The following is a 26,815-nucleotide window of genomic DNA, read 5'->3' on the forward strand; positions in this document are numbered from 1 at the left end:
TCAGACCTCCGTCAGGTGCAGGAGCAGGGCTTGGGACGGGTTGAGGTTGGGCAGCTGCACCCCCGCACGGGTGAGCACCGCGCCGGACACGGTGGCCTCCCCCTCGGCGCACCACGCGGGGAGCGCGTGCTGGAGGGTCGAGGGCAGCCCCGCGTCCCTGCGCCACACCAACCGGTAGGTGCGGTCCTCGCGCAGTCCCGGCAGCCGCACCCGTCCCGGGAGGGCACGCGCCGACGTGGCCAGGCGGGCGTACCGGAAGACCGCCTCCCCTCCGTCGGGGGAGACGACCCCGTCGAGCTGTTCGGAGGGGTCGGGCGAGTCGGCGTGCACGGGGTCGCCCGAGTGCAGGAGGGGGCGCAGCTCCTTGTGGAGGGCGATCCACGAGGTCAGGGCGCCGAGTTCGTCCTCGGTGCACCGGGTGATGTCCCATTCGAGGCCGGTGTGGGAGAGGAGGGCGGCGAGGCAGCGGAACGACAGGTCCGCGGCCCTGCCGGTGGTGTGCGACACGGGTCCGCCCACGTGGCTGCCGACCAGCTCGGGAGGGAGGAGCAGGGAGGTCCAGCGCTGGAGGGCCAGGCGCTCCAGGGGGTCGTTGCAGTCGGAGGCCCACACGCGGTCGGTGCGCTCCAGGATGCCCAGGTCCACGCGGGCGCCGCCGGAGGAGCACGACTCGATCTCCAGGTCCGGGTGGCGTTCGCGCAGCCGGTCCAGGAGCTCGTAGACGGCGAGGGTCTGGCGGTGCGTGCCCGCCGCGCCGGTCGGGGCGTGCACGGGTTCGAGCAGGTCGCGGTTGTGGTCCCACTTGAGGTAGTCGGGCCGGTACTCCGTGATCAGGGCGTCCAGGTGCTCGAACACGTACCGGAAGGCCTCGGGCCGGGACAGGTCGAGGAGTTGCTGGCTGCGGCTGGGCGGGGGCAGGTGGCCCTCGGCCGCGAGGATCCACTCGGGGTGGGCGCGCAGCAGGTCGGAGTCGGGGTTGGCCATCTCCGGCTCGACCCACAGACCGACCTCCATCCCCAGGGAGCGGACGTGGTCGAAGAGCGGGTGGAGGCCGTCGGGCCACACCCCGGTGTCCACCGTCCAGTCGCCCAGCCCGGCGGTGTCGTCCCGGCGGCCCCGGAACCAGCCGTCGTCCAGGACGAACCGCTCGACGCCGATGCGGGCGGCCGTGTCGGCCAACCGCCTGAGCTTGTCGAGGTCGTGGTCGAAGTAGACGGCCTCCCACGTGTTGAGGACGACCGGGCGCGGCTGGGCCGGGTGGCCCGGCCTGGCCCGCAGCCACCGGTGGAAGCGCGACGACATCCCGTCCAGTCCCCGGTCGGACCAGGAGAGGAACACCCAGGGCGTGGAGTAGGACTCGCCCTCGGCGAGCCGGACCTCTCCGGGGTGGAGGAGTTCGCCGCCCGCGATGACCGCGTCGGCGTGTCCGGCCCCCTCGGGCAGGCGTTCGGCCAGGTGGACGTGGTCACCGCTCCAGGCGGTGTGCATCCCCCACACCTCTCCGTGCCCGAACCCGAAGCCGGGGGACCCGGCCGTGAGCAGGAGGGTGGAGTCGTGCCCGGTACGGCCCCGGCGTGAGGCTCGCATGCGCGTGCCCATGGAGAGGTCCTGCCGCTGGGGCGCGCGTTCGCGGCACCAGCGCCCGGTCAGGTCGAGGACCTCGGCGGCCTCGCGGGGCAGGGGCATGGTCACCCGGAGGGTGTCCAGGGTCCACGGGGCGCCGGCGGTGTTGGTGACCGTGTTGCGGGCGCGGACCAGCCCGGAGGCCTCCAGCCTCAGCTCGCAGCGCAGCTCCAGCCCGTCCGTCACGGCGCGGACGGTGACCGCCCCGCCCGTGCCGCTCCCGCCGTCCGGTGCCGCCCCCTCCAGGGGGTCGACGTCCACGGACCGCACGGTCCACGCGGGGAAGGTCACCCGGCCCTCGTGGTGTCCGGCGATCCCGGGGTGGCCGCGCCACCCCTCCCCCTGGGTGGGCACCAGGGAGACCCAGGTGGGGACGTCGACCCCGTTGTGGGCGGCGGGCGGCGCCGAGGCCGCGGCGATCCCGGTGTCGTCGGGCAGGTCCGCGCCCCAGTGCAGGACGTGGGGAAGTCCGTCGTCGGGGACCCCGACGACCAGTGCGGTTCCCGCCGCGTTCAGGCGAATGGTGCGGTACGTCATCCCTTGCTCGCTCCCAGGGTCAGTCCGGCCACGAAGTGGCGTTGCAGCACGAAGAACACGACCAGTGTGGGCAGGGCGACGATGACCGACCCGGCCGACAGCAGGTTGTAGTCGACGAAGAACGCGCTCTGGAGGTTCTGGAGCGCGGTGGTGATGGGCAGCTTGTCGCCGCTGGACAGCAGCGCGAGCGCCCAGAAGAAGTCGTTGTAGATCCAGGTCACGAGCAGCGTGGCCAGGGCCGCGAGGCTCGGACGGCACAGCGGGAGCACCACCTTGCGGTACTGCTGGAAGACGGTCGCCCCGTCCACCCTCGCGGCCTCCAGCAGCGACGTGGGCATCGCCTTCATGAAGTTGCTCAGGACGAACGTGCAGAAGCCGATCTGGAACGCGGTGTGGATGAGGACGACCCCGAGGTGGCTGTCGTAGAGCGACCCGGACTCGCTGATCCAGTAGGGCAGGGGGATGGCGTTGTAGAGGCGGAACAGCGGGACGAGGAGGGCCTGCGGCGGCAGGAGGTTCGCGGCGAGGAACACCGCGAGCATCACCAGGTTGAAGCGGCGCGAGTAGCTGGAGAGCACGAACGCCGCGCACGACGACAGGAACAGGGTGAGCAGCACCGCGGGGACGGTGATGACGAGGGAGTTGAGGAAGTAGCCCGGCAGTTCTCCCTGCGTCCACGCGTCGGCGTAGTTGTCGAGGGTGAACCCGCCCAGGGACAGGTAGCCGTGCAGGGCCGTGTAGTCGTAGTCGCGGAACGAGTTGACCACCGCCCACAGCACCGGGAAGAGCCAGGCCAGCGCCGTCACGACGAGGAACGCGTGCAGCAGCGCCCGTGCCGGGCGGATCCGTCGGCGGGCGGGGCGTCCGGGCGCGGGGCTCCGGGCCTCCCGGTCCGGGGACTCGTCCGGGGACTCGGGGAGGGTCGTGGCGGTCACCGGTGGGCCCCTCTCAGCATGGTGGACACGTAGACGACGATGAAGACCAGGGAGATCACCAGCATGACCACGGCCAGCGCGGAGCCGAAGCCCACCCTGCTGGCCTCACCGATGACGTTGGAGGTCACCAGCGCGGATATCAGCTCCAGGCCGTTCCGGCCGCGGTTGATGATCCACACGATGTCGAAGGCGCGCAGCGCGTCGATGACGGTCACGACGACCACGACCAGGTTGACGGGCAGCAGGGCCGGGAACACGACCCGGGTGAAGGTGCGCACCGGACCGGCGCCGTCGATGGCGGCGGCCTCGCGCAGGGACGGGTCGACGGCTTTCAGCCCGGCCAGGTAGAGCAGCATGATGTACCCGGTGTGCCGCCATCCGGCCGCGACCAGCACCGCGTAGAGGTTGATGTCGGGGTTGCCGAACCAGTCGACGGCGGGCGCGTCGGACACCAGGGCGAGGAAGGCGTTGAGCAGGCCCTGGTCGCGGGAGTAGATGAGCTGCCAGACGAACCCGATCAGGGCGAGCGAGAGCACCACCGGCAGGTAGAAGATGCTCCGGTACACCGATCCGCCGCGCATCTCCCGGTCGAGCAGCACCGCCAGGAACATCCCGAGCAGTGTGGGGACCGTGAACAGGACCACCAGCCACACGAGGTTGTTGCGCAGCGCCGGCTCGAACGGCGGGTAGATGGTGAACGCGTCCGTGTAGTTCTGGACGCCGATCCACTCGATGGTCTCCAGGCCCCCGATGCCGTCCCACCGGGTGAACGACAGCAGGACCGTGGCCATGGCGGGCAGCCACACCAGGCCGACCACGAGCAGCGCGGGAACACCGAGCATCAGGGCGAGGGCGGCGCGGTCGCCGCGCCCGTGCCGGGGACCCGTCCCCGGGCGCCGGGCGCGTCCCGTGCGCCGCGTCGGACCGGTGGGCGGGGCCGGCGGGCCGGCGGACCGGACGGCAGGGGGCGGTGGGGGGCGTTCGACGCCATGCCTGTCTCCTTCACTTCTGGTTCACCGGCCGAAGATCGACAGCTTCTGGCGCTGGATGGTGTCGGTCAGGTCGGCGATGTCGTCGGGTTGGCGCAGGAAGCGCTGGAGGGCGGGGATCATGACGACGGACGCGAAGTCGGGCCGGGTGTCGCGGTCCATGTACTGGGTGAGCGCCCCTGCGCTCGCGACCATGTCGTTGACCTTCGCGTCGAGCGGGCTGAACCCGCCGGTACCCGCGTCCAGGTGGGTGGGGAGCGCCTGCGGGTCGATCGCGGTGTAGATCTCCTGCGCCTCCAGGGAGCCCAGGTGGCCGAGGAGCTCGTGGGCGCCCTCCGCGTTGCGCGGGTCCCCGGAGACCATGAACCCGTCGATGGGGGCCTCGACCACGTCGGCCCCGATCTCGGGGTCGAACTCGGGGAAGGCGAAGCAGTCCAGGTCGTCCAGGTCCTCTCCCTCGGGGAAGACGTGGGTGATGAACATGCCGCACAGCATCATCCCGGCCTCGCCCCGGACCAGGGCCGTCTGGGCCTCGTTGATCCCCCGCCCCAGGGGGTCGGGCTGGTGGTGGGGCAGGAGTTCGGCCCAGGCGCCGAAGACGCTCCTGACCTCGGAGGAGTCCCAGGAGTGGTCGCCGTCGAGCAGTTCCAGGTGGAACTCGGGGCCGTTGAGGCGCAGGTTGAGGTGGTCGAACATGCCCATCGCCGGCCAGCCCTCGCGGATGCCGGAGGCGAGGGGTTCGAGTCCGTCGGCGCGCATCCGCTCGCACAGCGCGACGAACTCCTCCCGGGTGGCGGGGACCTCGTAGCCGTGGCGCTCGAACACGCTCCGGCGGTGGAAGACCGCCCAAGGGGCGGTGGAGTCGGGGACCATGTACTGCCTGCCGTCGGGGGCCGTGCACAGGCTCCTCACCTGGTCGGTGAAGGCGCCCTCGAAGCGGCGGCTCCAGACGTCGGAGACGTCGCTGATCAGGCCCCGTTCGGCGAAGAAGCGCATCCGGTACCCCGCGAACCATCCGATGACGTCGTCGGGGGTGCCCTGGAGGTAGTTGTTGACGCTCTCCTGGAAGGAGGTGGAGTCGAAGGTGTTGACCTCGACGGTGCGGCCGGAGGCGGCCTCGTACAGCCCGAGGCTCTCCTCGACGGCCACGCGCTGGGCGGGGTTGGCACGGTTGGAGGCCATCGTGACCACGGTCGGGTCGTCGCGGCTCCCGGTGCCGCACCCGGCGAGGCCGGGCAGGGCCAGGAGTGTCCCGGCCCCGGCCAGGCCGCCCAGCAGGGCGCGGCGCCGCAGGCCCGGTGGTCCCGGAGGTCTGTGGTGCATCGAGGACTCCTTCGAACAGATGTGAAGGCGATCACAGTCCTCCATATGTTCGGGATGACACTCCCTCTTGTCAACACTTATCAACTTTTCCGAACAGAGAACCACGTTTGTTTCTCCCTATTGACACAAACGTGGAACCTGCAACACTGGATCAAACACGTTTCAACATTTCCACTCATCGCTTGGGGGACGGATGCTGGCCGCGCAACGGCAGGAGCTGATCCTCGAACAGGTCAGGCGGACCGGGGGCGTCCGGGTCGCCGACCTCGTCGAGAGCCTCGCGGTCTCGGACATGACCGTCCGGCGCGACCTCGACGTCCTGGAACACCGCGGCTCCCTCCGCAAGGTGCACGGCGGCGCCGTCGCACCGGAGGGCGCCCGCACCGAGGAGCCGGGCTTCGAGGCCAAGTCCACCCGCCAGGAGGACGAGAAGCACGCGATCGCGCGCGCCGTCGCCGACCTCGTCGAACCGCACAGCGCCGTCGGCCTGTCGGCGGGCACCACGACGGCCCTCGTCGCCGAGTACCTGGCCGCCACCCCGGGCCTGACCGTGGTGACCAACTCCCTGCACGTGGCCGAGGTGTTCCACCGCACCGCCCGGCCCGACCAGACGGTCGCGCTCACCGGCGGGTTCCGCACCCCCTCCGACGCGCTCGTCGGTCCCCTCGCACTCGCCTCCATCCGCGGACTCAACCTGGACACGCTGGTCCTGGGCGTGCACGGCATGCAGGAGCGCGCGGGGTTCACCACCCCGAACCTCATGGAGTCCGAGACCAACCGCGCCCTGGTGGACGCCGCCGCCACCCTCGTCGTGGCCGCCGACCACAGCAAGTGGGGCACCGTCGGGATCAGCACCATCGCTCCGCTGGACCGCTGCGACGTGCTCGTCACCGACTCCGGCCTCCCCGACGCGGCACGCGCCGTCCTCACCGAGCAGGTGGACCGCCTCGTGGTCACCGACGCGCGCCCCCGAGAGGAGCGGGGATGAGGAGCGTCCCGCAGGACGGCCCCGCGGAGCACCGCACCGGAGGACGCACCGGCCCGTCGGGCACCGGGCACGCGGACGCCGCGGACCCCGGCCGCACGCAGCCCCCGCCCCCGGTGCGCAGGACCTCCGCGAGACTGGCCGACGGCCGGGAGATCGTCTACTTCGACGAGGGCGGCGCCGTCCGCGAGCCCGCGCCCGACCGGCGCGACCTCCCGCCGTCCGCCACCGGGTCCGAGATGCGCCTGGACCCGCTGCTGCGGGAGTGGGTGGTCGTCGCGTCCCACCGGCAGGGCCGCACCCACCTGCCGTCCAGCGACGACTGCCCCCTGTGCCCCTCCTCGGGCGGGCGGACCACCGAGATCCCGGCGTCCTCCTACGACGTGGTCGCGTTCGAGAACCGCTTCCCCTCCCTCGTCGCCGACGACGGCCGGGAGCTGGAGGCCGTCGGCGAACTGGAGCCGTCCCGGCGGGTGGGCGCGGGCCGCTGCGAGGTCCTCGTGTTCGGGTCCGACCACAACGCGTCGTTCGCCGACCTCACCCCCGGACGCGCCCGCACCGTGATGGAGGCCTGGGTCGACCGGACCCGCGCCCTGTCCGCGCTGCCCGGCGTGGAGCAGGTGTACTGCTTCGAGAACCGGGGACCGGAGATCGGGGTGACCCTGCACCACCCGCACGGCCAGATCTACGCCTTCCCCTTCGTCACGCCCCGCACCCTGCGCACCCTCGACTCCGCCGAGGAGTACCGGGCGCGCACCGGGGGCGACCTGTTCGCCGACGTCCTGCGGACCGAGCAGGAGGCGGGGATCCGCGTCGTCGCCCGGACCGCGCACTGGACGGCGTTCGTCCCGGCCGCCGCCCGCTGGCCCGTGGAGGTGCACCTGTACCCGCACCGGGCGGTGCCCGACCTGCCCTCCCTCACCCCCGCCGAACGCGACGACTTCGGCCTCGTGTACCTCGACGTCCTGCGCCGCCTGGACGCCCTGTACGACGCGCCCCTGCCCTACATCTCCGCCTGGCACCAGGCCCCCGTGCGGGACCCCCGGCGCGGCCTGGCCCGCCTCCGCCTGGAGCTGTTCTCCGTCCGGCGCGCGCCGGGCAAGCTCAAGTACCTCGCCGGAACCGAGTCCGGCATGGGCGTGTTCATCAACGACGTCGCGCCCGAGACCACCGCCCAGCGCCTTCGGGAGGTCGCACAGTGAGACTGCTCGTCACCGGCGGAGCCGGATACGTCGGCAGTGTGGTGACCGCCCTGCTCCTCGGGGCCGGACACGAGGTGACGGTCCTGGACGACCTGTCCACCGGGCACCGCGACGCCGTGCCCGAGGGCGCCCGGCTGGTGGTCGCCGACCTGGCCGACGCCGCCGACGTGCTGGACCCGTCGGTGGACGCCGTCCTGCACTTCGCCGGGAAGTCGCTGGTCGGCGAGTCCGTGGACTCCCCCGAGCCCTACTGGCGCACCAACGCGGGAGGCTCCCTCGCCCTCCTGGAGGCGTTGCGGCGCCACGGCGTCCGGCGGATGGTGTTCTCGTCCAGCGCCGCCACCTACGGCGATCCCGCCTCCCCCGAGCCGATCGCGGAGACCGATCCGGCCGTGCCCACCAACCCGTACGGGGCGAGCAAGCTCGCCGTGGACCACATGTTGGAGTCCTGGGCCCGCGCGTACGGGCTGGGCGCGGTGAGCCTGCGCTACTTCAACGTGGCCGGGGCCCACCTCGGCCTGGGCGAACGGCACGCCCCCGAGACGCACCTGGTGCCGAACCTCCTCCGCGTGGCCGCGGGGGAGAAGGAGAGCGCCGACGTGTACGGCACCGACTACCCGACCCGCGACGGGACGGCGGTGCGCGACTACCTGCACGTCGCCGACCTCGCCGACGCGCACCTGCGGGCCCTGGAGCGCGTGGTGCCGGGGACGCACCGCGTCATCAACCTGGGCACGGGCGGCGGGCACACCGTGCGCGAGGTCCTCGACGCCGTCCGGAGGGTCACCGGCCTCCCCGTCCCGGCGGTCGACGGCCCGCGCCGCCCCGGCGACCCGGCCGTCCTGGTCGCCGCCAACGCGCGGGCCCGGCGGGAGCTGGGCTGGGCGCCGACCCGCACGCTCGACGAGACCGTCGCCGACGCGTGGGAGTTCGCCCGCGGACTCCCCCGCACGTGAACCCGGGAAGCGGGCGCCGACCGGGCCGGGGCCGGTCGGCGCCGGGCCGGGGACGGGGATCGCGGAGGACGGGGCGCGAGGCCGCCGACAGACGAGAGGGCACCACCACATGAGCGACGTGTCGTCCGCGTTCCGCGCGGCGTTCGGCCACGGGCCGGAAGGGGTGTGGACCGCACCGGGCCGCATCAACCTCATCGGGGAGCACACCGACTACAACGACGGGTTCGTGCTTCCGTTCGCCCTCCCCCTCGCGCTGACGGCCGCCGCCTCCCGGCGCCCGGACGGCGCGGTGCGCTTCCGGTCCCGGCAGGCCGCCGGGGAGTTCGGCGCCTCGCTGTCCGAGCTGGTCCCCGGGGCGGTGGAGGGGTGGGCCGCCTACCCCGCGGGGGCGCTGTGGGTCCTCCGGGACGGGGGATACCCCGTGGGCGGGCTGGACCTGCTGGTGGACAGCACCGTCCCGACCGGCGCGGGCCTGTCCTCGTCGGCCGCGCTCACGTGCGCGGTCGTCATGGCGGCGGCCTCGCTGCACGGCACGGAACTCGCCCCCGACCGGGTGATCCGCCTGGCCCAGCGGGTGGAGAACGACTTCGTGGGGATGCCCTGCGGGATCCTGGACCAGTCCGCGTCCATGCTGTCCACCGAGGGCCACGCCCTCTTCATGGACACCCGCACCATGGAGACCGAGCAGGTGCCCTTCGCCCCCGACGCGCACGGGCTCTCCCTGCTGGTGGTCGACACCCGCGCGCCGCACCGGCTGGTGGAGGGCCACTACGCCGACCGCCACCGGGCCTGCAAGGAGGCCGCCCGCTCCCTGGGGGTGGCGGCCCTGCGCGACGTCACCGACCTGCCGGGGGCCCTGTCGGCCCTGCCCGACGACCTGTCCCGCCGACGGGTGCGCCACGTGGTGACCGAGAACGCGCGGGTGCTCGACGCCGTCGCGCTGCTCCGCTCGGGCGACGTGCGCGCGGTCGGTCCGCTGCTCACCGCCTCCCACGCCTCCCTGCGCGACGACTACGAGGTCACGGTGCCCGAGGTGGACACCGCGGTGGACGCCGCCCTGGCCGCCGGCGCCCTGGGCGCGCGGATCACCGGCGGGGGGTTCGGCGGGTGCGTGATCGTCCTCGTCGGGGCCGACGCGGTGCGGACCTGTGTGAAGACGGTGCGGGAGGCCTACCGGGAGCGGGGCTTCGCAGAACCGGCGGTCTTCGAGGCGGTCCCCTCCGCCGGGGCCCGTCGCGTCGCCTGAGCCCGCCCGTTCCGTGGGAGGGGGTCCGGCCGAGGAGGCCGGGAGCGCTTCCATGGACAATGGCGGCTGATCCAGAACAAGGGAGAACGGCATGGGCCTCAGGTTCGGACTGCTGGGCACGGGCTACTGGGCGGCGGAGACGCACGGCGCCGCGCTGGACGCGCACCCCGACGCCACCCTCGCCGGGGTGTGGGGCCGTGACCCGGCCAAGGCCGCGGCGCTCGCCGACCGCTACGGCGCCCGCGCGTACGACGACGTCGACGCGCTGCTGGCCGACGTGGACGCCGTGGCGATCGCCCTGCCGCCCGACGTGCAGGCCGACCTGGCACTGCGCGCGGCCCGGGCCGGGAAGCACCTCCTGCTCGACAAGCCGGTGGCGCTGTCGTCCGCGGCGGCCGGCGAACTCGCCGCCGAGGTCGCCGCGCGGGGGCTGGCGTCGGTGGTGTTCTTCACGAACCGCTTCTCCGACACCGTCGAGGAGTTCGTGAGCTCGGCCGCCGCCGAGGGCGGGTGGCACGGCGTCCGGGCGACCCTGTTCGCGTCGATCTTCCAACCGGGCAACCCGTACGGCGCCTCTCCCTGGCGCAGGGAGCGGGGCGGCCTGTGGGACGTGGGGCCGCACGTGCTGTCGGTGGTCCTCCCGGTGCTCGGCCCGGTCACGCGGGTGACGGCCCTGGCCGGCCCCCGGCACACCACGCACCTGCTCACCCAGCACGAGGACGGGGCCGTCGGTTCGTTCGCGGTCACCCTGGACGCCGCACCGGAGGCGAAGACCTTCGAGATCGTCCTGCACGGCGAACGGGGCTGGGTCCCGGTCCCGGGCGGCGACCGGACCGCGGTGGAGGCGTTCGGAGCGGCCGTCGACCGGCTGTCCGCCCAGGTCGTCGGGGGCGCGGACGAACCGTGCGACGTGCGCTTCGGACGGGACGTGGTCGCTGTGCTGGAGGCCGCCGAGAGGTCGGTGTCCCTGGGACGGGCCGTGGGCGTGGACGAGGCCACCGGGTAGGAGCCCGGTGGCCCGACGCTCATGGGAGCCGCGGCTCCGCTCCGTCCCGGCCGGGCACCCCGGCCGGGACGGGTGCGGTCAGGCGGTTCCCCTCGCGTTCTTGGAGTACATCCCGTCCGCCAGGTAGACGATTCCGGCGGCGACCAGGACCTGGATGACCAGGATGAACAGGAACTGGTCCCAGATCATCGCCCCGATCCAGCCGCCGAGGAAGGCGGCGACGATACCGAGGAGCAGGGTGAGCCAGATCGGCAGGTGCTGCTTTCCGGGAACGATGAGGCGGCCCAGCGCTCCGATGATGAGGCCGATGATGATCGCACTGATGATTCCGGTGATAGCCACAGGTTCCTCCCTGACGTGGATGCCCTCCCCCCGTTCCCGCTGCCGGGAAGGGAAAACGCGGCCAGTACATCCCCTGAACTAGTCTTTTGCCGCATTTTTTGCCCCCTCTCCACGCAAAAGCATCGGAATCGGGTGTCCTCAGGGGCGCCGAAGGCCGGGCGCCAGGGGTCCGGGGGAGGCGCGGCGCACGGCGGCCGAGCCCGCACGCCGACCGGGCCGGCGGCACGGAGCCGGCCGCGCCGCCGGTCCTCTCCGCGAGGTTCTGCCGTCCGCAGAAGGGCCCCGGCTCCCTCCCCGCCGGGCCGGGCGCGGCGTACGCTCGGGGGAGACCACCGTTCACCCACCGGGAGGCCCCGATGACCGACGTCCTACGCTCCTTGGACGAGGCCCGGCGGGGTCACCGCGCCCAGGAACCGCCGGAGCCGCTCATGCGCGACCTCATCGGCGACCTCCTGCGGCGGACCCGGACCGAGCAGGGCCGGACCCTGCGCGAGGTGGCGGAGGACTCCCAGGTCTCGCTCCCCTACCTGTCCGAGATCGAGCGCGGGCGCAAGGAGGCCTCCTCCGAGGTCCTCGCCGCCGTGTACCGCTCCCTCGGCCTGAGCATGGCCGACGTGCTCGCCGCGATGTACGAGCGGACCGTGGCGGCGCCGCTCCAGCGGGCAGGCGGCCGGCTGGGCGACTACCGGCCCGCGCGGACGGTTCCCGTCGGAGCCCCCGCGCACCAGGCCCGGATCATGTCCCTGGCCGCCTGACGGGCGTCCTCGGGGACCACCCGCTCCGCCCGCTCCACCTGCTCCCCGGTGTCCTCCCGGACCCGGCGTCGCCCCGACGCCCCCGGCGGGTTCGCGCACTCCGCGAACCCGCCTGCGCAGGATCACCCGGGCCCCGGCGGACCGGCTCCGGGGGGCGGCGCCCGGTCCGCCGGGGCCCGAAGGCCCCCGTTCCTCACGCCTGCGCGGCCTCCACTGCCCTCGGCGCGGTCTCGCGCGTGGTGATGATCCCGTCCACCAGGCCGTACTCCACGGCCTGCCGTGCGGTGAAGATCTTGTCCCGGTCGGTGTCGGCGCGCAGCCGCTCCACCGACTGCCCCGTGTGCCGGGCCAGGATCCCCTCCACCTGTGAGCGCACCCGCAGGATCTCGCCCGCCTGGATCTCCAGGTCGGCGGCGACGCCCTGGCCCTCCCCGGAGGGCTGGTGCAGCAGGACCCTCGCGTGCTCCAGGGCCAGCCTCTTGCCCGGCGCGCCCGCCGCGAGGAGGACCGCCGCCGCGGAGGCGGCCTGGCCCATGCACACCGTGGCGACGTCGGCGCGCACGAACCGCATGGTGTCGTAGACGGCGGTCAGCGCGGTGTTCGAGCCGCCCGGGGAGTTGATGTACAGCTGGATGTCGGCGTCGCTGGACTCGTAGTCGAGGTGGAGCATCTGCGCCATGATCACGTTCGCGACGTCGTCGTCGATCGGCGTGCCCAGGAAGACGATCCGCTCCGACAGGAGCCGGCTGAAGACGTCGAAGGACCGTTCGCCGTGGGGCGTGCGCTCCACCACCATCGGCACCGTGTACCGCCCGCTCATCGTGCTCCTCCCGTCGTGCCCGTGGCGAAGCCGGGGGCGTGCGCGCCCAGCCGGATGCCGCTGCCGGCGACCTCGGACACCGACGTGACGACGTGGTCGACGAACCCGTAGTCCCGCGCCTCCTCCGCCGTGAACCAGGCGTCGCGGTGCTGGTCCCTGGAGACGGTCTCCTCCGTCTGCCCGGTGTGCCGGGCGATCAGCCGGACCATGGTCTGCTTGGTGTGCGCGAGGTTCTCCGCCTGGATGGCGATGTCGGCGGCGGTCCCGCCGAGGCCCCCGCTGGGCTGGTGCATCATGATGCGGGCGTGCGGGAGGCTGTAGCGCTTGCCGGGCGCGCCGACGCAGGCCAGGAACTGGCCCATGCTCGCCGCGAACCCCATGACCAGGGTGGACACGTCGTTGGGCACGAAGTTCATCGTGTCGTAGACGGCCAGGCCGGCGGAGACGACTCCGCCGGGGCTGTTGATGGCCAGCGTGATGTCCTTGTGCGGGTCCTCGTCGGCGAGCAGGAGCAGCTGTGCGCAGACGCGGTTCGCGCTCGTCTCGTCGACCTGGGTGCCCAGGAGCACGATGCGGCTGCGCATCAGGCGCGCCGCCATCTGGTCGTCGAAGGCCGCGCCCGCCACCTCGTGCGAGGCGGCGGGCAGTGCGTGGATGGACATGGAACCCTCCTCATCCGGCACTCGGGTGCGGGGTGGTCGCCCGCCCGGCCGGTGGTTCCAGCCTGCGGCGGCGGCCCCTGCGGCTTCCACTGTTTCGGCCCGCCGCAGATCTGCCCCTGGCAGACCCGGCCCGTGCGCCCGGGCCGGCCGGGAGCGCCCGGCCTCCCGGGGCCGGCGGGGAGCCGCCCTCGTCGTGGATCCGGGTGTGGCGGCCTCAGGTGCGGGCGAGGCGGGCGACCACCTCGTGCACCCCGGCGCGGATCCGCTCCTCGGCCATCCCCCGCACCCGCCGCTGGTGCAGGTAGAGCGCGGCCTCCAGAGGCGTGAGCAGGGCGTCGGCGAGGTAGGCGGGGTCGGCGTCCGGGCGCAGTTCCGCGGCCAGGGAGACCAGGTGCGCGTGGTGCGCGGCGTAGGCCCCGCTCCGGTAGCGGGCCTCGGGGGAGGCGGTCTCGGCGACGGCGAGGAGTTCGGCCTGGTCCTCCAGGCGGTCGACGAAGGCGTCGGCGAAGGCGTGCAGCCGGTCGAGGGGCGGAGCTCCCGGTCCGAGGGGCGGCGGGCCCTCCAGGAAGCCGCGCTGGAACTCGTACTCCTGGGAGTCGACCATCGCGTGGGTGAGTCCGGCCAGGTTGCCGAAGCGCCGGTAGACCGTGCCGACGCCGGTGCCCGCGCGGGCGGCCACGGCCTCCAGGGTGAGTCCGCCCGTGCCGTGCTCGGCGAGGAGCTCGCGGGCGGCGGCGACGAGGGCGCGGCGGTTGCGCGCGGCGTCGGCGCGCTCGGGGCGGCCGGCCCCCGCCATGGGGAGCGCCCGGCGCCGGGGCGCGGGGCCGCTCACGGAGCCGTCTCCGGGGATTCCTGGTGACCTGCGAACACGCGGCGAGTATAGCCAGACCTCCGCCACCCCCTTGTAAGTGGAATTAATTCCACTTATTATCGCCGCAGGGGCCCTCCCCCTGCGCACCGCCCCACCCATCGCATCCACCGCATCCACCCACACAGGAGCCCGGCATGGCACACGACAGCACTCGGACACCCCTCGCAGGACGGGTCGCCCTCGTCACCGGCGGCAGCCGCGGGATCGGCGCCGCGATCGTCCGCAGACTCGCCGCCGACGGCGCCGACGTGGCGTTCACCTACCTCCACGCGAGGGAGCGCGCCGACGCGCTGGTCCGCGACACCGAGGCGACCGGGGTCCGCGCCCTCGCCCTCCGGGCCGACTCCGCCGACCCGGCCCAGGTCCGCGACGCCGTGGAGCGCGTCCACGCACACCTGGGAGGCCCGGACATCCTGGTGAACAACGCGGGGACCGCCGTCTTCGGTCCCTTCGACGGAGCCACCGCGGCCGAGTTCGACCGGGTGATGGCCGTGCACGCCCGCGCCGCGTTCGTCGCCGCCCAGGCCGCCGTCCGGCACATGGGGACGGGCGGCAGGATCATCAGCGTCGGGAGCAACCTGAGCGAGCGCGCCTCCCTGCCGGAGGCCACCCTGTACACGACGAGCAAGGCGGCCCTGGTGGGACTGACCCACTCGCTGGCACGGGAGCTGGGCCCGCGGGGCATCACCGTCAACCTCGTGCACCCGGGGTCCACCGACACCGAGATGAACCCGGCGGACGGACCCGGCGCCGACGCCGAGCGGGCACTGACCGCACTCGGCCGCTACGCCGACCCGGAGGACGTGGCGGCGTCGGTGGCCCACCTGGCCGGCCCGGGCGGGCGCAGCATCACCGGGACATCGATCCTGGTCGACGCCGGGGCGAACGCGTGAGCGCACCGCACCCGCCCGACTGGCTTCCTCTCTCCTGGCTGCTCCTCCTGGTCGCCGCCGCCCTGGAGGTGGTGTGGGCGCTGGCGATGAAGGAGTCGCACGGCTTCACCCGGCTGTGGCCGAGCGTGCTGGCGATCGGCGCCGCCGCGACGAGCTTCACACTGCTCTCCCTGGCGCTGCGCGACCTCCCCGTCGGCACGGCGTACGCGGTGTGGGTCGGGCTCGGCGCGGCCGGGGTGGTCCTGGCCGGGATCGCGGTCCTCGGGGAGGCCGTCAGCCCGCTGCGGCTCGGCTTCGTCCTGTTGATCCTGGCCGGTGTCGCCGGACTGCACCTCGTGGAGGGGCGGCAGCCCGCCGCCGTGTCGCGCGCATCGCACGAGGGGGCACAGGAGGGTTCCGGGGGTTCCGGCTGAGCCCTTCCCCACGGGCCGCACCCGCGCGCCCGCCGCCCCCGCGGCGGCGACCGGTTCCTCCCGGCAAGGGGAACCGGTCCCTCGTATGCGTCCCCGGGCGGGGCGGATCAGGTGTCGTCCACCGCCGCGCGCAGGTCCCGCAGGAGCGTGAGCACGGTGGGCCGCAGGGACGGCCTTATGGCGTCGAAGACCTGCCGCTGCTTGCGCTCCATCTCCTTGCGGCGGATGGCGAGGACTCTCTCACCCTCCTCTGTGAGGGCGACCACCGTGCTCCGTTCGTCACGTTCCGAGCGACGGCGCGCCATCATGCCCTTGCGCTCCAGCTGTTGGATCATGCGGGTGGCGGAAGGAGAGGAAACGCCCACGATCTGGGCGACGGCCCCGACGCTCGGGCTGTCCATGCCCCGTACCGCCTCCATGAGCAGAGCCTGCGTCAACGTGAGTTCTTCGGCACCCCGATGTCCGTGCCCGCTGCGGGAGCGCGCGTGTATCGCCGCGTTGATCAGTTCGGTCCAGGCACGCTGGAACTCTTCGAGCTCGGCACTTGGCTGCTCGGCACTGGGCTCGTGGGTCTCGTCGGGCACGAAACGGTCCTCGCAGGCTGGGCGGGCGCCGCGGGTCCTCCGACCCGCGCGGTGGTTTGACGTTTGTGTAGTCTAACTATTAAATAGCTTGGGCACGCAAGTTCATAAGCATCCATGCCCCCGCAAACCGTAGCGACACCCCGTTCATGCGTCCGAATGTGGACGAAGAGGACCGCCGTAGGGGGCACTGGAAGTCCGCCCGGAACCGGGCGGGCCCGGACCGGTCCGGGAGGGGCGCATTGACAACAGTGCTGATCGCGCATTTCATCGCAGCGGCGATCGCACCCTTACTGGTACGCCAGTGGGGCCGCAACGCGTTCTTCGCCCTCGCCGTCGTCCCCGGCGCGTCCACGGTCTGGGCCCTCCTCCAGATGCCCACCGTCCTGCGCGGCGGTGAACTGTCGACCGCCGTCGAGTGGGCCCCCGAGTTCTCTCTCCGGCTCGGTCTGTACATGGACACGCTCGGCCTGGTCATGACGCTCATCGCCGCGGGCGTGGGCACCCTGATCCTGGTCTACTGCGCCCGCTACTTCAACGACTCCGAACCCGGCCTCGGCCGCTTCGCCGGGGTGTTCGTCGCCTTCGCCGGGGCCATGCTCGGCCTCGTCCTCGCGGACGACCTCATCCAGCTCTTCGTGTACTGGGAGCTGACCACGGTCTTCTCCTACCTGCTCATCGGGCACAACACGGAGCTCAAGGAGAGCCGCCGCTCGGCGATGACGGCCCTGACCGTCACCACGTTCGGCGGCCTGGCCATGCTGGTCGGCATGATCATGCTCGGCGAGGCCGCCGGGACCTACGTGATCTCCGAGATCGTCGCGGCCCCGCCCTCGGGCACCGTGGTCAACGTGGCGCTCGCCCTGGTGATGGTCGGCGCGATGTCCAAGTCGGCGCTGTTCCCGTTCAGCCTGTGGCTGCCCGCCGCCATGCGCGCCCCCACGCCGGTCTCCGGCTACCTGCACGCCGCGGCCATGGTCAAGGCCGGCGTCTACCTGGTCGCCCGGCTCACCCCGGCGTTCCCGGACTCCGCCGTCTGGACCTACTCGGCGCTGTTCTTCGGCGTGCTCACCATGCTCCTCGGGGGCTGGAAGGCGCTCCGCCAGTACGACCTCAAGCTCGTCCTGGCCTACGGCACCATCAGCCAACTCGGCTTCCTCATCGCCCTGCTCGGCACCGGGACCCGCGCCGCCGCCCTGGCCGGCATCGCGATGCTCATCGCGCACTCGCTGTTCAAGGCGCCCCTGTTCCTCGTGGTCGGCATCATCGACCACAGCACCGGAACCCGCGACCTCCGGGAGCTCTCGGGGCTGCGCACCTCCATGCCCGCGACCTTCTGGATCTCGGTCGTGGCGCTCGCCTCGATGGCGGGCCTGCCCCCCACCCTCGGCTTCGCCGCCAAGGAACTCGCCTTCGGCGCGTTCACCGAGGGCGGCTCCTTCGCCACCCCGGCCCTCATCGGCCTGGTCGTGGGCTCCACCCTCACGGTCGCCTACAGCCTGCGCTTCCTGTGGGGCGCGTTCGCCGTCAAGGAGGACGTCCCGGCCACACCGGTGCACGCGCCCGGAGCACTCTTCCTGGCGCCCGCCGCGATCATGGCGGCGCTCAGCCTCCTGGGAGGCCCGCTCTCCCACGCGCTGGACATCCTCCTCGCCCACTACGCGGACACGGTCCCCCTCGCGCCCGGCGCGTACGCCACGCACCTGGCGCTGTGGCACGGCCTGGAGCTGCCGCTCCTGCTGTCCGCGGTCTGCGTCGTCGGCGGCCTGGTGCTGTTCTACTTCCGCCACCAGGTCGTGTGGATCGGCGTCCGCACCTCCGTCGTCGAGCCGGACCGGGTCTACCGCCGGATGCTCGCGGCGCTGGAGAACCTGGCGCTGCAGGTCACCGGACGGACCCAGCGCGGTTCGCTGCCGGTCTACCTCGGCACCATCCTGGTCTCCCTCGTCGTCGCCGCGGGCTGGTGGATGATCAGCGGCCGCATCTGGGAGGGACCGCACCCCGAGGTCCGCTTCTGGGACACCCCGGTCCAGGTCATCCCCGCGGTGATCATCGCCGGCACGGCCCTGCTCACGCTGTTCGTACGGCGGCGGCTCTTCGCGGTGATCCTCGTCGGCACCGGCGGCTACGGCATCGCCGCCCTCTTCTACCTGATGGGCGCGCCGGACATCGCGCTCACCCAGTTCCTGGTGGAGACCGTCAGCCTGGTGGTCTTCGTCCTGGTGCTGCGCCGGCTCCCCTCCCACTTCTCGGCGCCCGCCCTGCGCGGACGCCGGGTGTGGAACATGGCCATCGGCACCGCCACCGGTGTCCTGGTCGCCGCGATGACCTGGTACGCCCTCGCGGCGCGGCAGGCGCCCTCGGTCTCCGAGGGGTACCCCGCCGCGGCCGAGGAGGCCGGCGGCTACAACATCATCTCGGTGCTGCTGGTCGACGTCCGCGCGTGGGACACCATGGGCGAGATCTCGGTGCTCGCCGCCGCTGCCGCCGGTGTCGCCAGCCTGATGTTCGTGCGCCGCCGCGTCCAGCCCCGCAAGGCGCCGGGCGGCGTGATGGCGGTGTCGGTCACCAAGGCCCCGGAGCCGTCCACCGGACAGGGGAAGATCGACCTGGGGAACCTGCGGATGGCGCCGGACAGCCTCCACATCAAGCCCCGGTGGAACAACGCCTGGCTCCCGGGGGCCGACGCGCTGCCCACCGAGCGGCGATCGGTCATCTTCGAGGTCGTCTCGCGCTTCCTCTTCCCGGTGATCATGGTCATCTCCGTGTACCTGCTGCTCACCGGCCACACGGCGGTCGGCGGCGGTTTCGCGGGCGGCATCGTCGCCGGTCTGGCGTTCATCGTCCGCTACCTCGCCGGGGGCAGGTTCGAGCTGTACGCCACGGCGTGGGTACAGCCGGGCGCCCTCATCGGCGCCGGGCTGGCGCTGGCCACCGGCACCGCTCTGGGCGGGGCGATCTTCGGCACCGACGTCCTCGCGGGAGGCGACGCCTACATCGACTTCTGGATCCTGGGCGAAGCCCACGTCACCGTGTCCATGCTCTTCGACGTCGGCGTGTACCTGCTGGTGATCGGCCTGATCCTGGACATCCTGCGCAGCCTCGGCGCCCGTATCGACGAACAGATCGAACGGGACGCCGCCCACGCGGAAGAGGCGACCGGGGCCGGAGCGCCCGCACGGGCCGAGGAGGTCACCTCGTGAACGAGTCACCCAGCCTGATCCTCGTCATCCTCGTCGGCGTACTCGTCGCCGTGGGGGTCGTGCTCCTGCTGGAGCGCAGCCTGACCCGTGTACTGCTCGGCTTCATCGTGATGAGCAACGGCGTCAACCTGATGATCCTGTCCATGGCGGGAGAGCCCGGCCAGCCGCCGATCCTGTGGCTGGCCGAGCCGGAGGAGATGACCGATCCGCTGCCCCAGGCGATGATCCTGACGGCGATCGTCATCACCCTCGGCATCACCGCGTTCCTGCTGGCGATGGCGTACCGGAACTGGCAGCTCGAAGGCAACGACGAGGTCCAGGACGACGCCGAGGACATCAGGATCGTGCAGGGCGAGGGCCGCCGCGCGGTGCGGCAGCGCTTCGCCAAGGAGCGGCGCAGGCTCCAGGCCGACATCCGCCGCCAGCGCGCCGAACTCCAGGCGACCATCGCCGCCGCCGACGCCCAGGAGCTGGCCGAGCAGGCCCGCATCAAGGCGGAGATCGCGGCGGCCCAGGCCGAACTGGCCCGCTACGAGGTCGAGGCCGAGGAGAGCGGGCCGGACGAGCAGTCGCAGGAGACCATGCGCCGTCTGACCGACCGCACGGAGAGCATGACCGCCCAGGTGCAGGAGCTGCGCGGGCGCATCCGCATGGGCCGCAGGCGGCTGCGCGAGCACCGCCGGGCCGACCGGGCCGCCGAGCGCGAACTGTGGCGCGAGCTGCGCCGCCGCATCCGCTCGCAGCGGCGCCAGGCACGCCAGACCATGTCGGCCGAGCGTGAGCGCCTGGCCCGCGCCGAGGACAGCGACCTGCAAGGGAGTGACTGATCATGGATGGGGAATACCTCGTCGGTTTCGTGCACTACCTCATTCCCCTGCCGGTGGTGCTCCCGCTGTTCGCGGCCGGGGTCAAGCTGGCGCTCGGCATCCGCTGGCCGAGGGTGCAGCAGTGGCTGAGCGTCATCTCCCTGGCGCTGGTGCTGCTCATCGGCTTCGCGCTGATGCTGGGCGCGTCCGAGTTCGGCCCGCAGGCCGTGCAGGTGGGCGGCTGGGAGGCGCCGATCGGCATCACCCTGGTCGCCGACCAGCTCTCCGCGCTGATGGTGACGGTCTCGGCGGCGATCACGCTCGCCGTGCTCGTCTACTCGATCGGCCAGGGCATGGCGGGCAAGGCCGAGGTCGCGCCGCTGTCGGTGTACCAGCCCACCTACCTGATCCTGGTGGCCGGCGTCTCCAACGCCTTCCTCGCCGGTGACCTGTTCAACCTGTACGTCGGGTTCGAGATCCTGTTGACCGCCAGCTACGTGCTGCTGACCCTGGGCGGCACCCAGTCCCGGATGCGGGCGGGCGCCATCTACGTGGTCGTGTCGCTGGTGTCGTCGGTGCTGTTCCTGATCGCCATCGCGCTGATCTTCGGCGCCACGGGCACGGTCAACATGGCGCAGCTCGCCGAGCGGCTCCCGGAGATCTCCCCGGACCTCAGGGTCGTCCTCCAGGTGATGCTGCTGTTCGCGTTCGGCATCAAGGCGGCGGTCTTCCCGCTGGCGGCCTGGCTTCCCGACTCCTACCCGACCGCCCCCGCGCCGGTCACGGCGGTGTTCGCGGGCCTGCTCACCAAGGTGGGCGTGTACGCGATCATCCGCGCGCAGACGCTGTTCTTCCCGGGCCAGGTCCTCAACGACCTGCTCATGTGGGTGGCCCTGGCGACCATGATCATGGGCATCCTCGGCGCGGTCGCGCAGACCGACATCAAGCGTCTGCTGTCGTTCACGCTGATCAGCCATATCGGCTACATGCTGTTCGGTGTGGCGCTCGGCAGCGAGCACGGCCTCGCCGGGGCGGTGTTCTACGTCGCGCACCACATCACCGTGCAGACCACGCTGTTCCTGGTCACGGGGCTCATCGAACGCCGCGGCGGATCGACGTCGCTGGACCAGCTGGGCGGGCTGGGGCGGATCGCGCCGGTGCTGGCGGTCCTGTTCTTCATCCCCGCGATGAACCTGGGCGGCATCCCGCCGCTGTCGGGCTTCCTCGGCAAGATCGGCCTGCTCCAGGCCGGTGTCGACGCGGGCACGCCGCTCGCGTACACGCTCGTCGCGGCGTCGGTCCTGACCAGCCTCCTCACCCTGTACGTGATCGCGCGGGTGTGGAACTACGCGTTCTGGCGGACCCCCTCCGAGGGCATGGTGGCCGAGCCCGGCACCGTGCTGGAGGACGTCGAGGCCGACGACGCGTCGACCGCGGCCCTGGGCCCGGGCGAGGCGGTCGGCCCGTCCTCCCGCCTGGGCGACACCTCGACCCTGGCGGGTCCGGTCGTGACGTCCGTGGTCCTGCCCAAGAGCATGGTCGGCGCCACGGTCGCCCTGGTCGCGTTCGGCCTGGCACTGACCGTGTTCGCGGGCCCGCTGATCCAGTACTCGTCGGAGGCCGCGGTGGAGCTGATCGCCCGGACCCCCTACGTCGAGGCGGTTCTCGGAGGCGACCGATGATCGACCTGAAGACGAAGAAGAAGATGGGCATGAACGCGCTGCGCCGGCGTCTGGGCAAGGTCCAGGTTCCGGTGGCGCTCGGCATGACGCTGGTGTGGCTGCTGCTGTTCGACGGCTTCCAGCCGCGCTTCGAGTCCCTCGGGCTGCTGGTCCTGGGGTTCCTCGTGTCGGTGCTGATCATGCTGGTCTTCCCGCTCCCCCCGATCACCCCGGGGTTCCGGTTCCGGCCGCTGTACCTGCTCCGCATGCTGGTGTTCGTGTCTGGCAGGATGGCCGTGGCCAGCTTCCGGGTGACCCTGCAGACGCTCACCCCCGGCACGGTGCGCAGCTCGGTCGTCGCGGTACCGCTGCGGACCGGCTCCGACCTGATGCTGGTGTGCACCGCGATCGCCAGCTCGATCATCCCCGGCAGCGTCATCGTCGAGGTCTCCCAGCCGAACCACGTCCTGTACGTGCACCTGCTCGGCGCGGACGACGAGAAGGGCATCGAGGAGGGCCGGCAGGACATCTGGAACCTGGAGGAGCGCATCGTGAAGGCCCTGGGCACCCGTGAGGACGTCGACGCGCTCCGCTCCGGGCGGACGGACGCCACCCGAGGGGAGGACGCGTGAACGTCCTGTGGATCACCATCGGCCTCCTGCTCGCGGCGGCCGTCCTGCTGGGCGTGATCCGGATGGTGATCGGCCCCAGCATCCTCGACCGTGCGCTGTCCGTGGACGTGCTGCTCGCCTCGACGCTGACCGGCATCGGCGCCTACGCGGCCTTCCACCGTGACCCGACGGTCCTGCCGACCCTGCTGGTGCTGTCGCTGCTGGGCTTCATCGGGTCGATCAGCATCGCGAAGTTCGTCGCCCGGCGGCCCGAGGAGCACGTGGCCACGCCGACCGAACCGGTGGACCCGTCGCCGGAGGAGGGGAGGTCGTCATGAGCGACCAGCTCGTCGCCGTCCTGGACTGGATCGCGATCCTGTGCCTGCTGGCCGGGGCTCTGCTCTCCCTGGTGGCGGGGGTTGGCCTGATCCGCTTCCCCGACCTGCTCTCCCGCATGCACACAGCGGCGAAGCCCCAGGTGCTGGGGCTCCTGCTGGTCCTGGTCGGCATCGGCATCCGGCTGATCCCGGAGGAGACCAACGTGTTCAACGTCGGGACCCTGCTCCTGGTGGGCCTCTTCCAGGTCGTGACGGTCCCCGTGGCCGGTCACATCGCGGCCCGGGTGGGCTACCGGACCGGGCGCATCCGCGAGGACCTGATCGTCCGGGACGAGCTGGCCGAGAGGCTGGAGGCCAAGCGCCGCGCGGACGCCGGCGGGAGGACCCCCGACACGGAGGCCTGATCCGGGGCGGGCTCCGGTCCGCACCGGACACGGGAACGGCCCGGGAGGGTGACCTCCCGGGCCGTTCCGCGTGCCGCCCACCGCGCCCCAGCGGGCGGCCGTGCGTGCGCGCGGACGGGCGTCCGCGCGCACGGGTTCACCGGGTGGGGCTCTCGGCCTCCCCGTCGGTCATCAGCCTCGAACGGATGAGGAACCGGTGCCCCGTCGGCGCCTCCAGGGAGAAGCCCGCACCCCGCCCCGGGACGACGTCGATGGTCAGGTGGGTGTGGCTCCACACGGCGAACTGCGAGCGGGACATCCACACCGGTACCGGTTCGGGCGTGCCCGCGTCCAGGTCGCCCAGGTGGACGTCCGCGTCCCCCGTGCGGAACTCCCCCGCCGGATAGCACATCGGTGAGCTGCCGTCGCAGCACCCGCCGGACTGGTGGAACATGAGCGGTCCGTGTTCGTCGCGCAGTTCGCGGAGCAGGGAGGCCGCCGCCTCGGTGACGGCGACCCGCTCCGGCTCCGCGCCGCCGGAGGCGGCCATCAGAAGAGCCCCAACGCCTGGTCCGAGTAGCTGACCAGCAGGTTCTTGGTCTGCTGGTAGTGGTCGAGCATCATCTTGTGGTTCTCGCGGCCGATCCCCGACTGCTTGTAGCCGCCGAACGCGGCGTGCGCGGGGTAGGCGTGGTAGTTGTTCACCCACACACGCCCGGCCTGGATGTCGCGGCCGGCCCGGTAGGCGGTGTTGCCGTCGCGCGTCCACACCCCCGCGCCCAGCCCGTACAGGGTGTCGTTGGCGATCTTGAGGGCGTCGTCGTAGTCGTCGAAGCGGGCGACGGACACCACGGGGCCGAAGATCTCCTCCTGGAAGATGCGCATGTCGTTCCGGCCCGCGAACACGGTCGGAGCGACGTAGTAGCCGCCGGACAGCTCCCCGCCCGGGTCGACCCTCTCGCCCCCGGTGAGCACCTCGGCGCCCTCCTGCCGACCGATGTCGATGTAGGAGAGGATCTTCTCCAGCTGGTCGTTGCTGGCCTGCGCTCCGAGCATGGTGGCGGTGTCGAGCGGGTTGCCCTGCACGATCTTCCCGACCCGGTCCAGGGCGTCGCCCATGAACCGGTCGTAGACGGAGCCCTGGACGAGTGCGCGGGACGGACAGGTGCAGACCTCGCCCTGGTTGAGGGCGAACATCGTGAAGCCCTCCAGCGCCTTGTCGTAGTACGCGTCCGTGGCGGAGGCGACGTCGGCGAAGAAGATGTTGGGGCTCTTGCCTCCCAGCTCCAGGGTGACCGGGATGAGGTTCTCCGACGCGTACTGCATGATCAGGCGCCCGGTGGTGGTCTCACCGGTGAAGGCGACCTTGCGGATCCGGGAGCTTCCGGCCAGCGGTTTGCCCGCCTCCACGCCGAAGCCGTTGACCACGTTGAGGACGCCCGGCGGCAGCAGGTCGGCGACCAGCTCGACGAGGAGCAGGATGGACGCCGGGGTCTGCTCGGCGGGTTTGAGGACCACGGCGTTGCCCGCGGCGAGCGCGGGCGCGAGCTTCCAGGTGGCCATGAGCAGGGGGAAGTTCCACGGGATGATCTGCGCGACCACTCCCAGGGGCTCCTGGAAGTGGTAGGCGACGGTGTCGCCGTCGATCTGGGAGTTGTGCCCCTCCTGCGCGCGGATCGCGCCGGCGAAGTACCGGAAGTGGTCCACGGCCAGCGGGAGGTCGGCGGCCAGGCACTCGCGGACGGGCTTGCCGTTCTCCCAGGACTCCGCGACGGCGAGCCGCTCCAGGTTCTCCTCGATCCGGTCGGCGATCCGGTTGAGGACGACGGCCCGCTCGGCGGGCGAGGTGCGGCCCCAGGCGGGTGCGGCCCCGTGGGCGGCGTCGAGGGCGAGTTCGACGTCCTCGGCCCCGCTGCGGGCGATCTCGGTGAAGGTCTGCCCGGTCACCGGAGTCGGGTTCTCGAAGTAGCGTCCCCGGACGGGCTTGACCCAGGTTCCGCCGATCCAGTTGTCGTACCGCGGGGCGTACTCGACGATGCTGCCGGGCTGTCCGGGGGGAGCGTAGACCGTCATGGAGGCCTCCTTCTTCACGCGGTCACCGGCAGTGGCCGGGCGAACGCTTCAGGGAGAGAGCTGAGGGCCGTGACGCTAGTCACAACGACGTTGCGACCACGTTGCGGCGTGTACCGGGGTCAGCGGCCGAGCCAGTGCAGCCTGCCCCGGAGGGCGGCGTGCCGGGGGGACCCGGGGTCGAGGGAGCGCAGCGCCGCGGTCACCACACGGGGGTCGTCGCGCCACTCGGGGTCCTCCGACCAGGCCAGGAGCACACTCGGCGGGGCGTTCGCGCCGAGCACCTCGCACACCTCCGCCTGGAGGCCGTCCCGGATCTCCGCGACCCCCGGCGCCTCCGAGCGGGGGAGGACCGGCCCGGAGTAGAGCTCCAGCGCCCTCCGGTAGGAGCCCTCCGCCAGGTGGCGCCGTACCTCGTCGATGTCGGTGGCCGGGGTGCGGAGCAGCCGGTAGGGGCGTGACGCGAGCATGCCCGGACCGAGCAGGCGGCGCAGCCGGGACATCTCCGCGCGGACGGTGACCGGCGAGGCGTCGCGTTCGTGCAGCCTGGCTCCGAGCTCCTCACCGGTCAGGCCGCGCGGGCTGCGTGCGAGCAGGAGGAGGATCTCGGAGTGGCGGATGCTCAGCTCCACCTCCCGGCCGTCGAGGACGAGCCCCGCCCCCTCCCGCCCCAGGACCCGCAGCACCGGCCCGGGGGACGGGACCGTCCCCGCGTCCGGTGACGGGTGCGCCCCTCCCTCGTCGCCGGGGGCGCGCGTGCCCGTGGGCCGGAGGGGTGATGGGCGCCCGCTGAGCCGCAGGGCGCGCAGTTCCATCTCCACGGCGGCGGCCGCCGTTCGCACCAGCGCCAGGGCCTGCGGAGAGGCGAGGTGCTGCTCCCCCGTGATGTCGAGGACGCCCAGGACCGCACCGGTGGCGGGATCGTGCAGGGGCGCGGCCGAGCAGCTCCAGCGCTGCACCCCCCTCGCGAAGTGCTCGCTCTCGAACACCTGGACCTCGTGGTCGACCGCGAGGGCGGTGCCGGGGGCGTTGGTCCCGGCGGACCGCTCGTGCCAGTTGGCGCCCTCGACGAAGTGCACGGCCTCCGCCCTGGCGCGCAGGACGTGGTCTCCCTCCACCCACATCAGGCGTCCGGAGGCGTCGCCGACCGCGACGATCTGCGGCCCGGGGGCCGCGTCGACCAGGAGCCTGCGCAGCAGCGGCATGGCGGCGGCCAGCGGGTGGGCGTCGCGGTGGTCGCGCAGGGCATGGCCGGTGAGCTCGATCCGGGGCACGGTGGTGTCGGGGTCGACGCCGTGCAGGACGCTGCGCAGCCAGGACTCTCCGACGACGGCCCTGACGGGGCCGCTGACCCGGCCGGAGTCGGTGAAGCGCTCGTGGGCGGCGGCCACGTCCCGGCACACGGCTTCGGGATCGGCGTCCCACGACCACGCGTTCCACGTCCCGGACATCACGGCGCTCCCCTTCGTCGGGACGGCGGCGGCCGTTCCGGCGTGCCCCGCCCCGACATCCTCGATTGAATCCGTGCCCGCCCCTCCTGACAAGTGGATCCGTGAGAACGGCCGGGCGCCGGACCGGGGCGGCGTCCCTCGTCCCGGCGCGGC

General features: G+C 72.5%; 26 protein-coding genes. 14 read left to right on the forward strand and 12 right to left on the reverse strand.

What is annotated here, in order from left to right:
* The 4 genes from Q8791_RS03635 to Q8791_RS03650 all read right to left on the reverse strand — a co-directional run bounded on the left by Q8791_RS03635 (position 1) and on the right by Q8791_RS03650 (position 5,407).
* A complete protein-coding gene (locus tag Q8791_RS03635) occupies positions 1–2,160 on the reverse strand; it encodes an alpha-galactosidase (RefSeq protein ID WP_330090096.1) in 2,160 nt (719 codons plus the stop codon).
* Positions 2,157–3,095, reverse strand: coding sequence for a carbohydrate ABC transporter permease (locus Q8791_RS03640; protein ID WP_407941948.1), 939 nt, complete (start codon positions 3,093–3,095; stop codon positions 2,157–2,159). Before Q8791_RS03640 ends, Q8791_RS03635 begins: the two co-directional genes overlap by 4 nt.
* On the reverse strand, positions 3,092–3,937 hold the full coding sequence (locus Q8791_RS03645; protein WP_330090097.1) for a carbohydrate ABC transporter permease: 846 nt from the start codon (positions 3,935–3,937) through the stop codon (positions 3,092–3,094). Before Q8791_RS03645 ends, Q8791_RS03640 begins: the two co-directional genes overlap by 4 nt.
* A 171-nt stretch (positions 3,938–4,108) precedes the next feature.
* Positions 4,109–5,407, reverse strand: a complete 1,299-nt coding sequence (locus tag Q8791_RS03650) for an ABC transporter substrate-binding protein (protein WP_330090098.1) — start codon at positions 5,405–5,407, stop codon at positions 4,109–4,111.
* A 193-nt stretch (positions 5,408–5,600) separates the two neighbouring features.
* Here Q8791_RS03650 and Q8791_RS03655 point away from each other — a divergent pair, with 193 nt between their 5' ends.
* From Q8791_RS03655 to Q8791_RS03675, 5 genes are all read left to right on the forward strand, one after another.
* On the forward strand, positions 5,601–6,395 hold the full coding sequence (locus Q8791_RS03655; protein ID WP_330090099.1) for a DeoR/GlpR family DNA-binding transcription regulator: 795 nt from the start codon (positions 5,601–5,603) through the stop codon (positions 6,393–6,395).
* A 113-nt stretch (positions 6,396–6,508) separates the two neighbouring features.
* Positions 6,509–7,594, forward strand: coding sequence for a galactose-1-phosphate uridylyltransferase (gene galT / locus Q8791_RS03660; protein ID WP_330090154.1), 1,086 nt, complete (start codon positions 6,509–6,511; stop codon positions 7,592–7,594).
* Positions 7,591–8,550, forward strand: coding sequence for a UDP-glucose 4-epimerase GalE (galE, locus tag Q8791_RS03665; RefSeq protein WP_330090100.1), 960 nt, complete (start codon positions 7,591–7,593; stop codon positions 8,548–8,550). The genes galT and galE overlap by 4 nt, the downstream gene beginning before the upstream one ends.
* Before the next feature lie 109 nt (positions 8,551–8,659).
* Entirely contained in the window at positions 8,660–9,796 is a 1,137-nt protein-coding gene (galK, locus tag Q8791_RS03670) for a galactokinase (protein ID WP_330090101.1), read from the forward strand.
* Positions 9,797–9,887: 91 nt separating this feature from the next.
* A complete protein-coding gene (locus tag Q8791_RS03675; RefSeq protein ID WP_330090102.1) occupies positions 9,888–10,802 on the forward strand; it encodes a Gfo/Idh/MocA family protein in 915 nt (304 codons plus the stop codon).
* Between the two features lie 78 nt (positions 10,803–10,880).
* Here the strand turns inward: Q8791_RS03675 and Q8791_RS03680 are convergent, their stop codons facing one another.
* Entirely contained in the window at positions 10,881–11,144 is a 264-nt protein-coding gene (locus Q8791_RS03680; protein WP_330090103.1) for a GlsB/YeaQ/YmgE family stress response membrane protein, read from the reverse strand.
* A 356-nt stretch (positions 11,145–11,500) separates the two neighbouring features.
* On the opposite strand from Q8791_RS03680, the gene Q8791_RS03685 reads away from it, so the two are divergent.
* The gene (locus Q8791_RS03685; RefSeq protein WP_330090104.1) at positions 11,501–11,899 is read left to right on the forward strand and encodes a helix-turn-helix domain-containing protein; all 399 of its coding nucleotides are present in this window, start codon (positions 11,501–11,503) and stop codon (positions 11,897–11,899) included.
* 193 nt (positions 11,900–12,092) lie between these two features.
* On the opposite strand, the gene Q8791_RS03690 is transcribed toward Q8791_RS03685, so the two are convergent.
* From Q8791_RS03690 to Q8791_RS03700, 3 genes are all read right to left on the reverse strand, one after another.
* Positions 12,093–12,719, reverse strand: a complete 627-nt coding sequence (locus tag Q8791_RS03690) for a ClpP family protease (RefSeq protein ID WP_330090105.1) — start codon at positions 12,717–12,719, stop codon at positions 12,093–12,095.
* Entirely contained in the window at positions 12,716–13,381 is a 666-nt protein-coding gene (locus Q8791_RS03695) for a ClpP family protease (protein ID WP_330090106.1), read from the reverse strand. The genes Q8791_RS03690 and Q8791_RS03695 overlap by 4 nt, the downstream gene beginning before the upstream one ends.
* Before the next feature lie 214 nt (positions 13,382–13,595).
* Positions 13,596–14,213, reverse strand: a complete 618-nt coding sequence (locus tag Q8791_RS03700) for a TetR/AcrR family transcriptional regulator (protein ID WP_330090107.1) — start codon at positions 14,211–14,213, stop codon at positions 13,596–13,598.
* Positions 14,214–14,386: 173 nt separating this feature from the next.
* Between Q8791_RS03700 and Q8791_RS03705 the strand changes: the two genes are divergently transcribed.
* Together Q8791_RS03705 and Q8791_RS03710 are read left to right on the forward strand one after the other, a co-directional pair.
* Positions 14,387–15,145 (forward strand): SDR family NAD(P)-dependent oxidoreductase, encoded by a 759-nt coding sequence (locus Q8791_RS03705; protein WP_330090108.1) that lies wholly within the window; start codon positions 14,387–14,389, stop codon positions 15,143–15,145.
* Positions 15,142–15,558, forward strand: coding sequence for a DMT family transporter (locus tag Q8791_RS03710; RefSeq protein WP_456238145.1), 417 nt, complete (start codon positions 15,142–15,144; stop codon positions 15,556–15,558). Before Q8791_RS03705 ends, Q8791_RS03710 begins: the two co-directional genes overlap by 4 nt.
* A 107-nt stretch (positions 15,559–15,665) precedes the next feature.
* On the opposite strand, the gene Q8791_RS03715 is transcribed toward Q8791_RS03710, so the two are convergent.
* The gene (locus tag Q8791_RS03715; RefSeq protein WP_330090109.1) at positions 15,666–16,142 is read right to left on the reverse strand and encodes a MarR family winged helix-turn-helix transcriptional regulator; all 477 of its coding nucleotides are present in this window, start codon (positions 16,140–16,142) and stop codon (positions 15,666–15,668) included.
* A gap of 248 nt (positions 16,143–16,390) precedes the next feature.
* On the opposite strand from Q8791_RS03715, the gene Q8791_RS03720 reads away from it, so the two are divergent.
* Genes Q8791_RS03720 through mnhG form a run of 6 tightly spaced genes read left to right on the forward strand, consistent with a single transcriptional unit; the run spans position 16,391 to position 23,162 of the window.
* Positions 16,391–19,342 carry a Na+/H+ antiporter subunit A gene (locus tag Q8791_RS03720; RefSeq protein ID WP_330090155.1) on the forward strand — a complete coding sequence of 984 codons (2,952 nt, stop codon included), beginning with the start codon at positions 16,391–16,393 and terminating at the stop codon, positions 19,340–19,342.
* The gene (locus tag Q8791_RS03725) at positions 19,339–20,169 is read left to right on the forward strand and encodes a Na(+)/H(+) antiporter subunit C (RefSeq protein ID WP_330090110.1); all 831 of its coding nucleotides are present in this window, start codon (positions 19,339–19,341) and stop codon (positions 20,167–20,169) included. The genes Q8791_RS03720 and Q8791_RS03725 overlap by 4 nt, the downstream gene beginning before the upstream one ends.
* 2 nt (positions 20,170–20,171) lie before the next feature.
* Entirely contained in the window at positions 20,172–21,830 is a 1,659-nt protein-coding gene (locus Q8791_RS03730) for a Na+/H+ antiporter subunit D (protein WP_330090111.1), read from the forward strand.
* The gene (locus Q8791_RS03735) at positions 21,827–22,441 is read left to right on the forward strand and encodes a Na+/H+ antiporter subunit E (protein WP_330090112.1); all 615 of its coding nucleotides are present in this window, start codon (positions 21,827–21,829) and stop codon (positions 22,439–22,441) included. Before Q8791_RS03730 ends, Q8791_RS03735 begins: the two co-directional genes overlap by 4 nt.
* Positions 22,438–22,758, forward strand: coding sequence for a monovalent cation/H+ antiporter complex subunit F (locus Q8791_RS03740; protein WP_330090113.1), 321 nt, complete (start codon positions 22,438–22,440; stop codon positions 22,756–22,758). Before Q8791_RS03735 ends, Q8791_RS03740 begins: the two co-directional genes overlap by 4 nt.
* Positions 22,755–23,162: a monovalent cation/H(+) antiporter subunit G gene (gene mnhG, locus Q8791_RS03745; RefSeq protein WP_330090114.1), complete on the forward strand. Its 408-nt coding sequence runs from the start codon at positions 22,755–22,757 to the stop codon at positions 23,160–23,162. The genes Q8791_RS03740 and mnhG overlap by 4 nt, the downstream gene beginning before the upstream one ends.
* Positions 23,163–23,298: 136 nt before the next feature.
* Here mnhG and Q8791_RS03750 read toward each other — a convergent pair whose 3' ends face one another.
* From Q8791_RS03750 to Q8791_RS03760, 3 genes are all read right to left on the reverse strand, one after another.
* Positions 23,299–23,691, reverse strand: a complete 393-nt coding sequence (locus tag Q8791_RS03750) for a DUF779 domain-containing protein (RefSeq protein WP_330090115.1) — start codon at positions 23,689–23,691, stop codon at positions 23,299–23,301.
* Positions 23,691–25,214 (reverse strand): aldehyde dehydrogenase, encoded by a 1,524-nt coding sequence (gene adh / locus Q8791_RS03755; protein ID WP_330090116.1) that lies wholly within the window; start codon positions 25,212–25,214, stop codon positions 23,691–23,693. The genes Q8791_RS03750 and adh overlap by 1 nt, the downstream gene beginning before the upstream one ends.
* 119 nt (positions 25,215–25,333) lie before the next feature.
* Complete coding sequence (locus Q8791_RS03760; RefSeq protein ID WP_330090117.1) at positions 25,334–26,662, reverse strand: GAF domain-containing protein; 1,329 nt, start codon at positions 26,660–26,662, stop codon at positions 25,334–25,336.
* Positions 26,663–26,815: the final 153 nt, after the last annotated feature.

The organism is Nocardiopsis codii (genome assembly GCF_036327455.1).
Lineage (GTDB): Bacteria > Actinomycetota > Actinomycetes > Streptosporangiales > Streptosporangiaceae > Nocardiopsis > Nocardiopsis codii.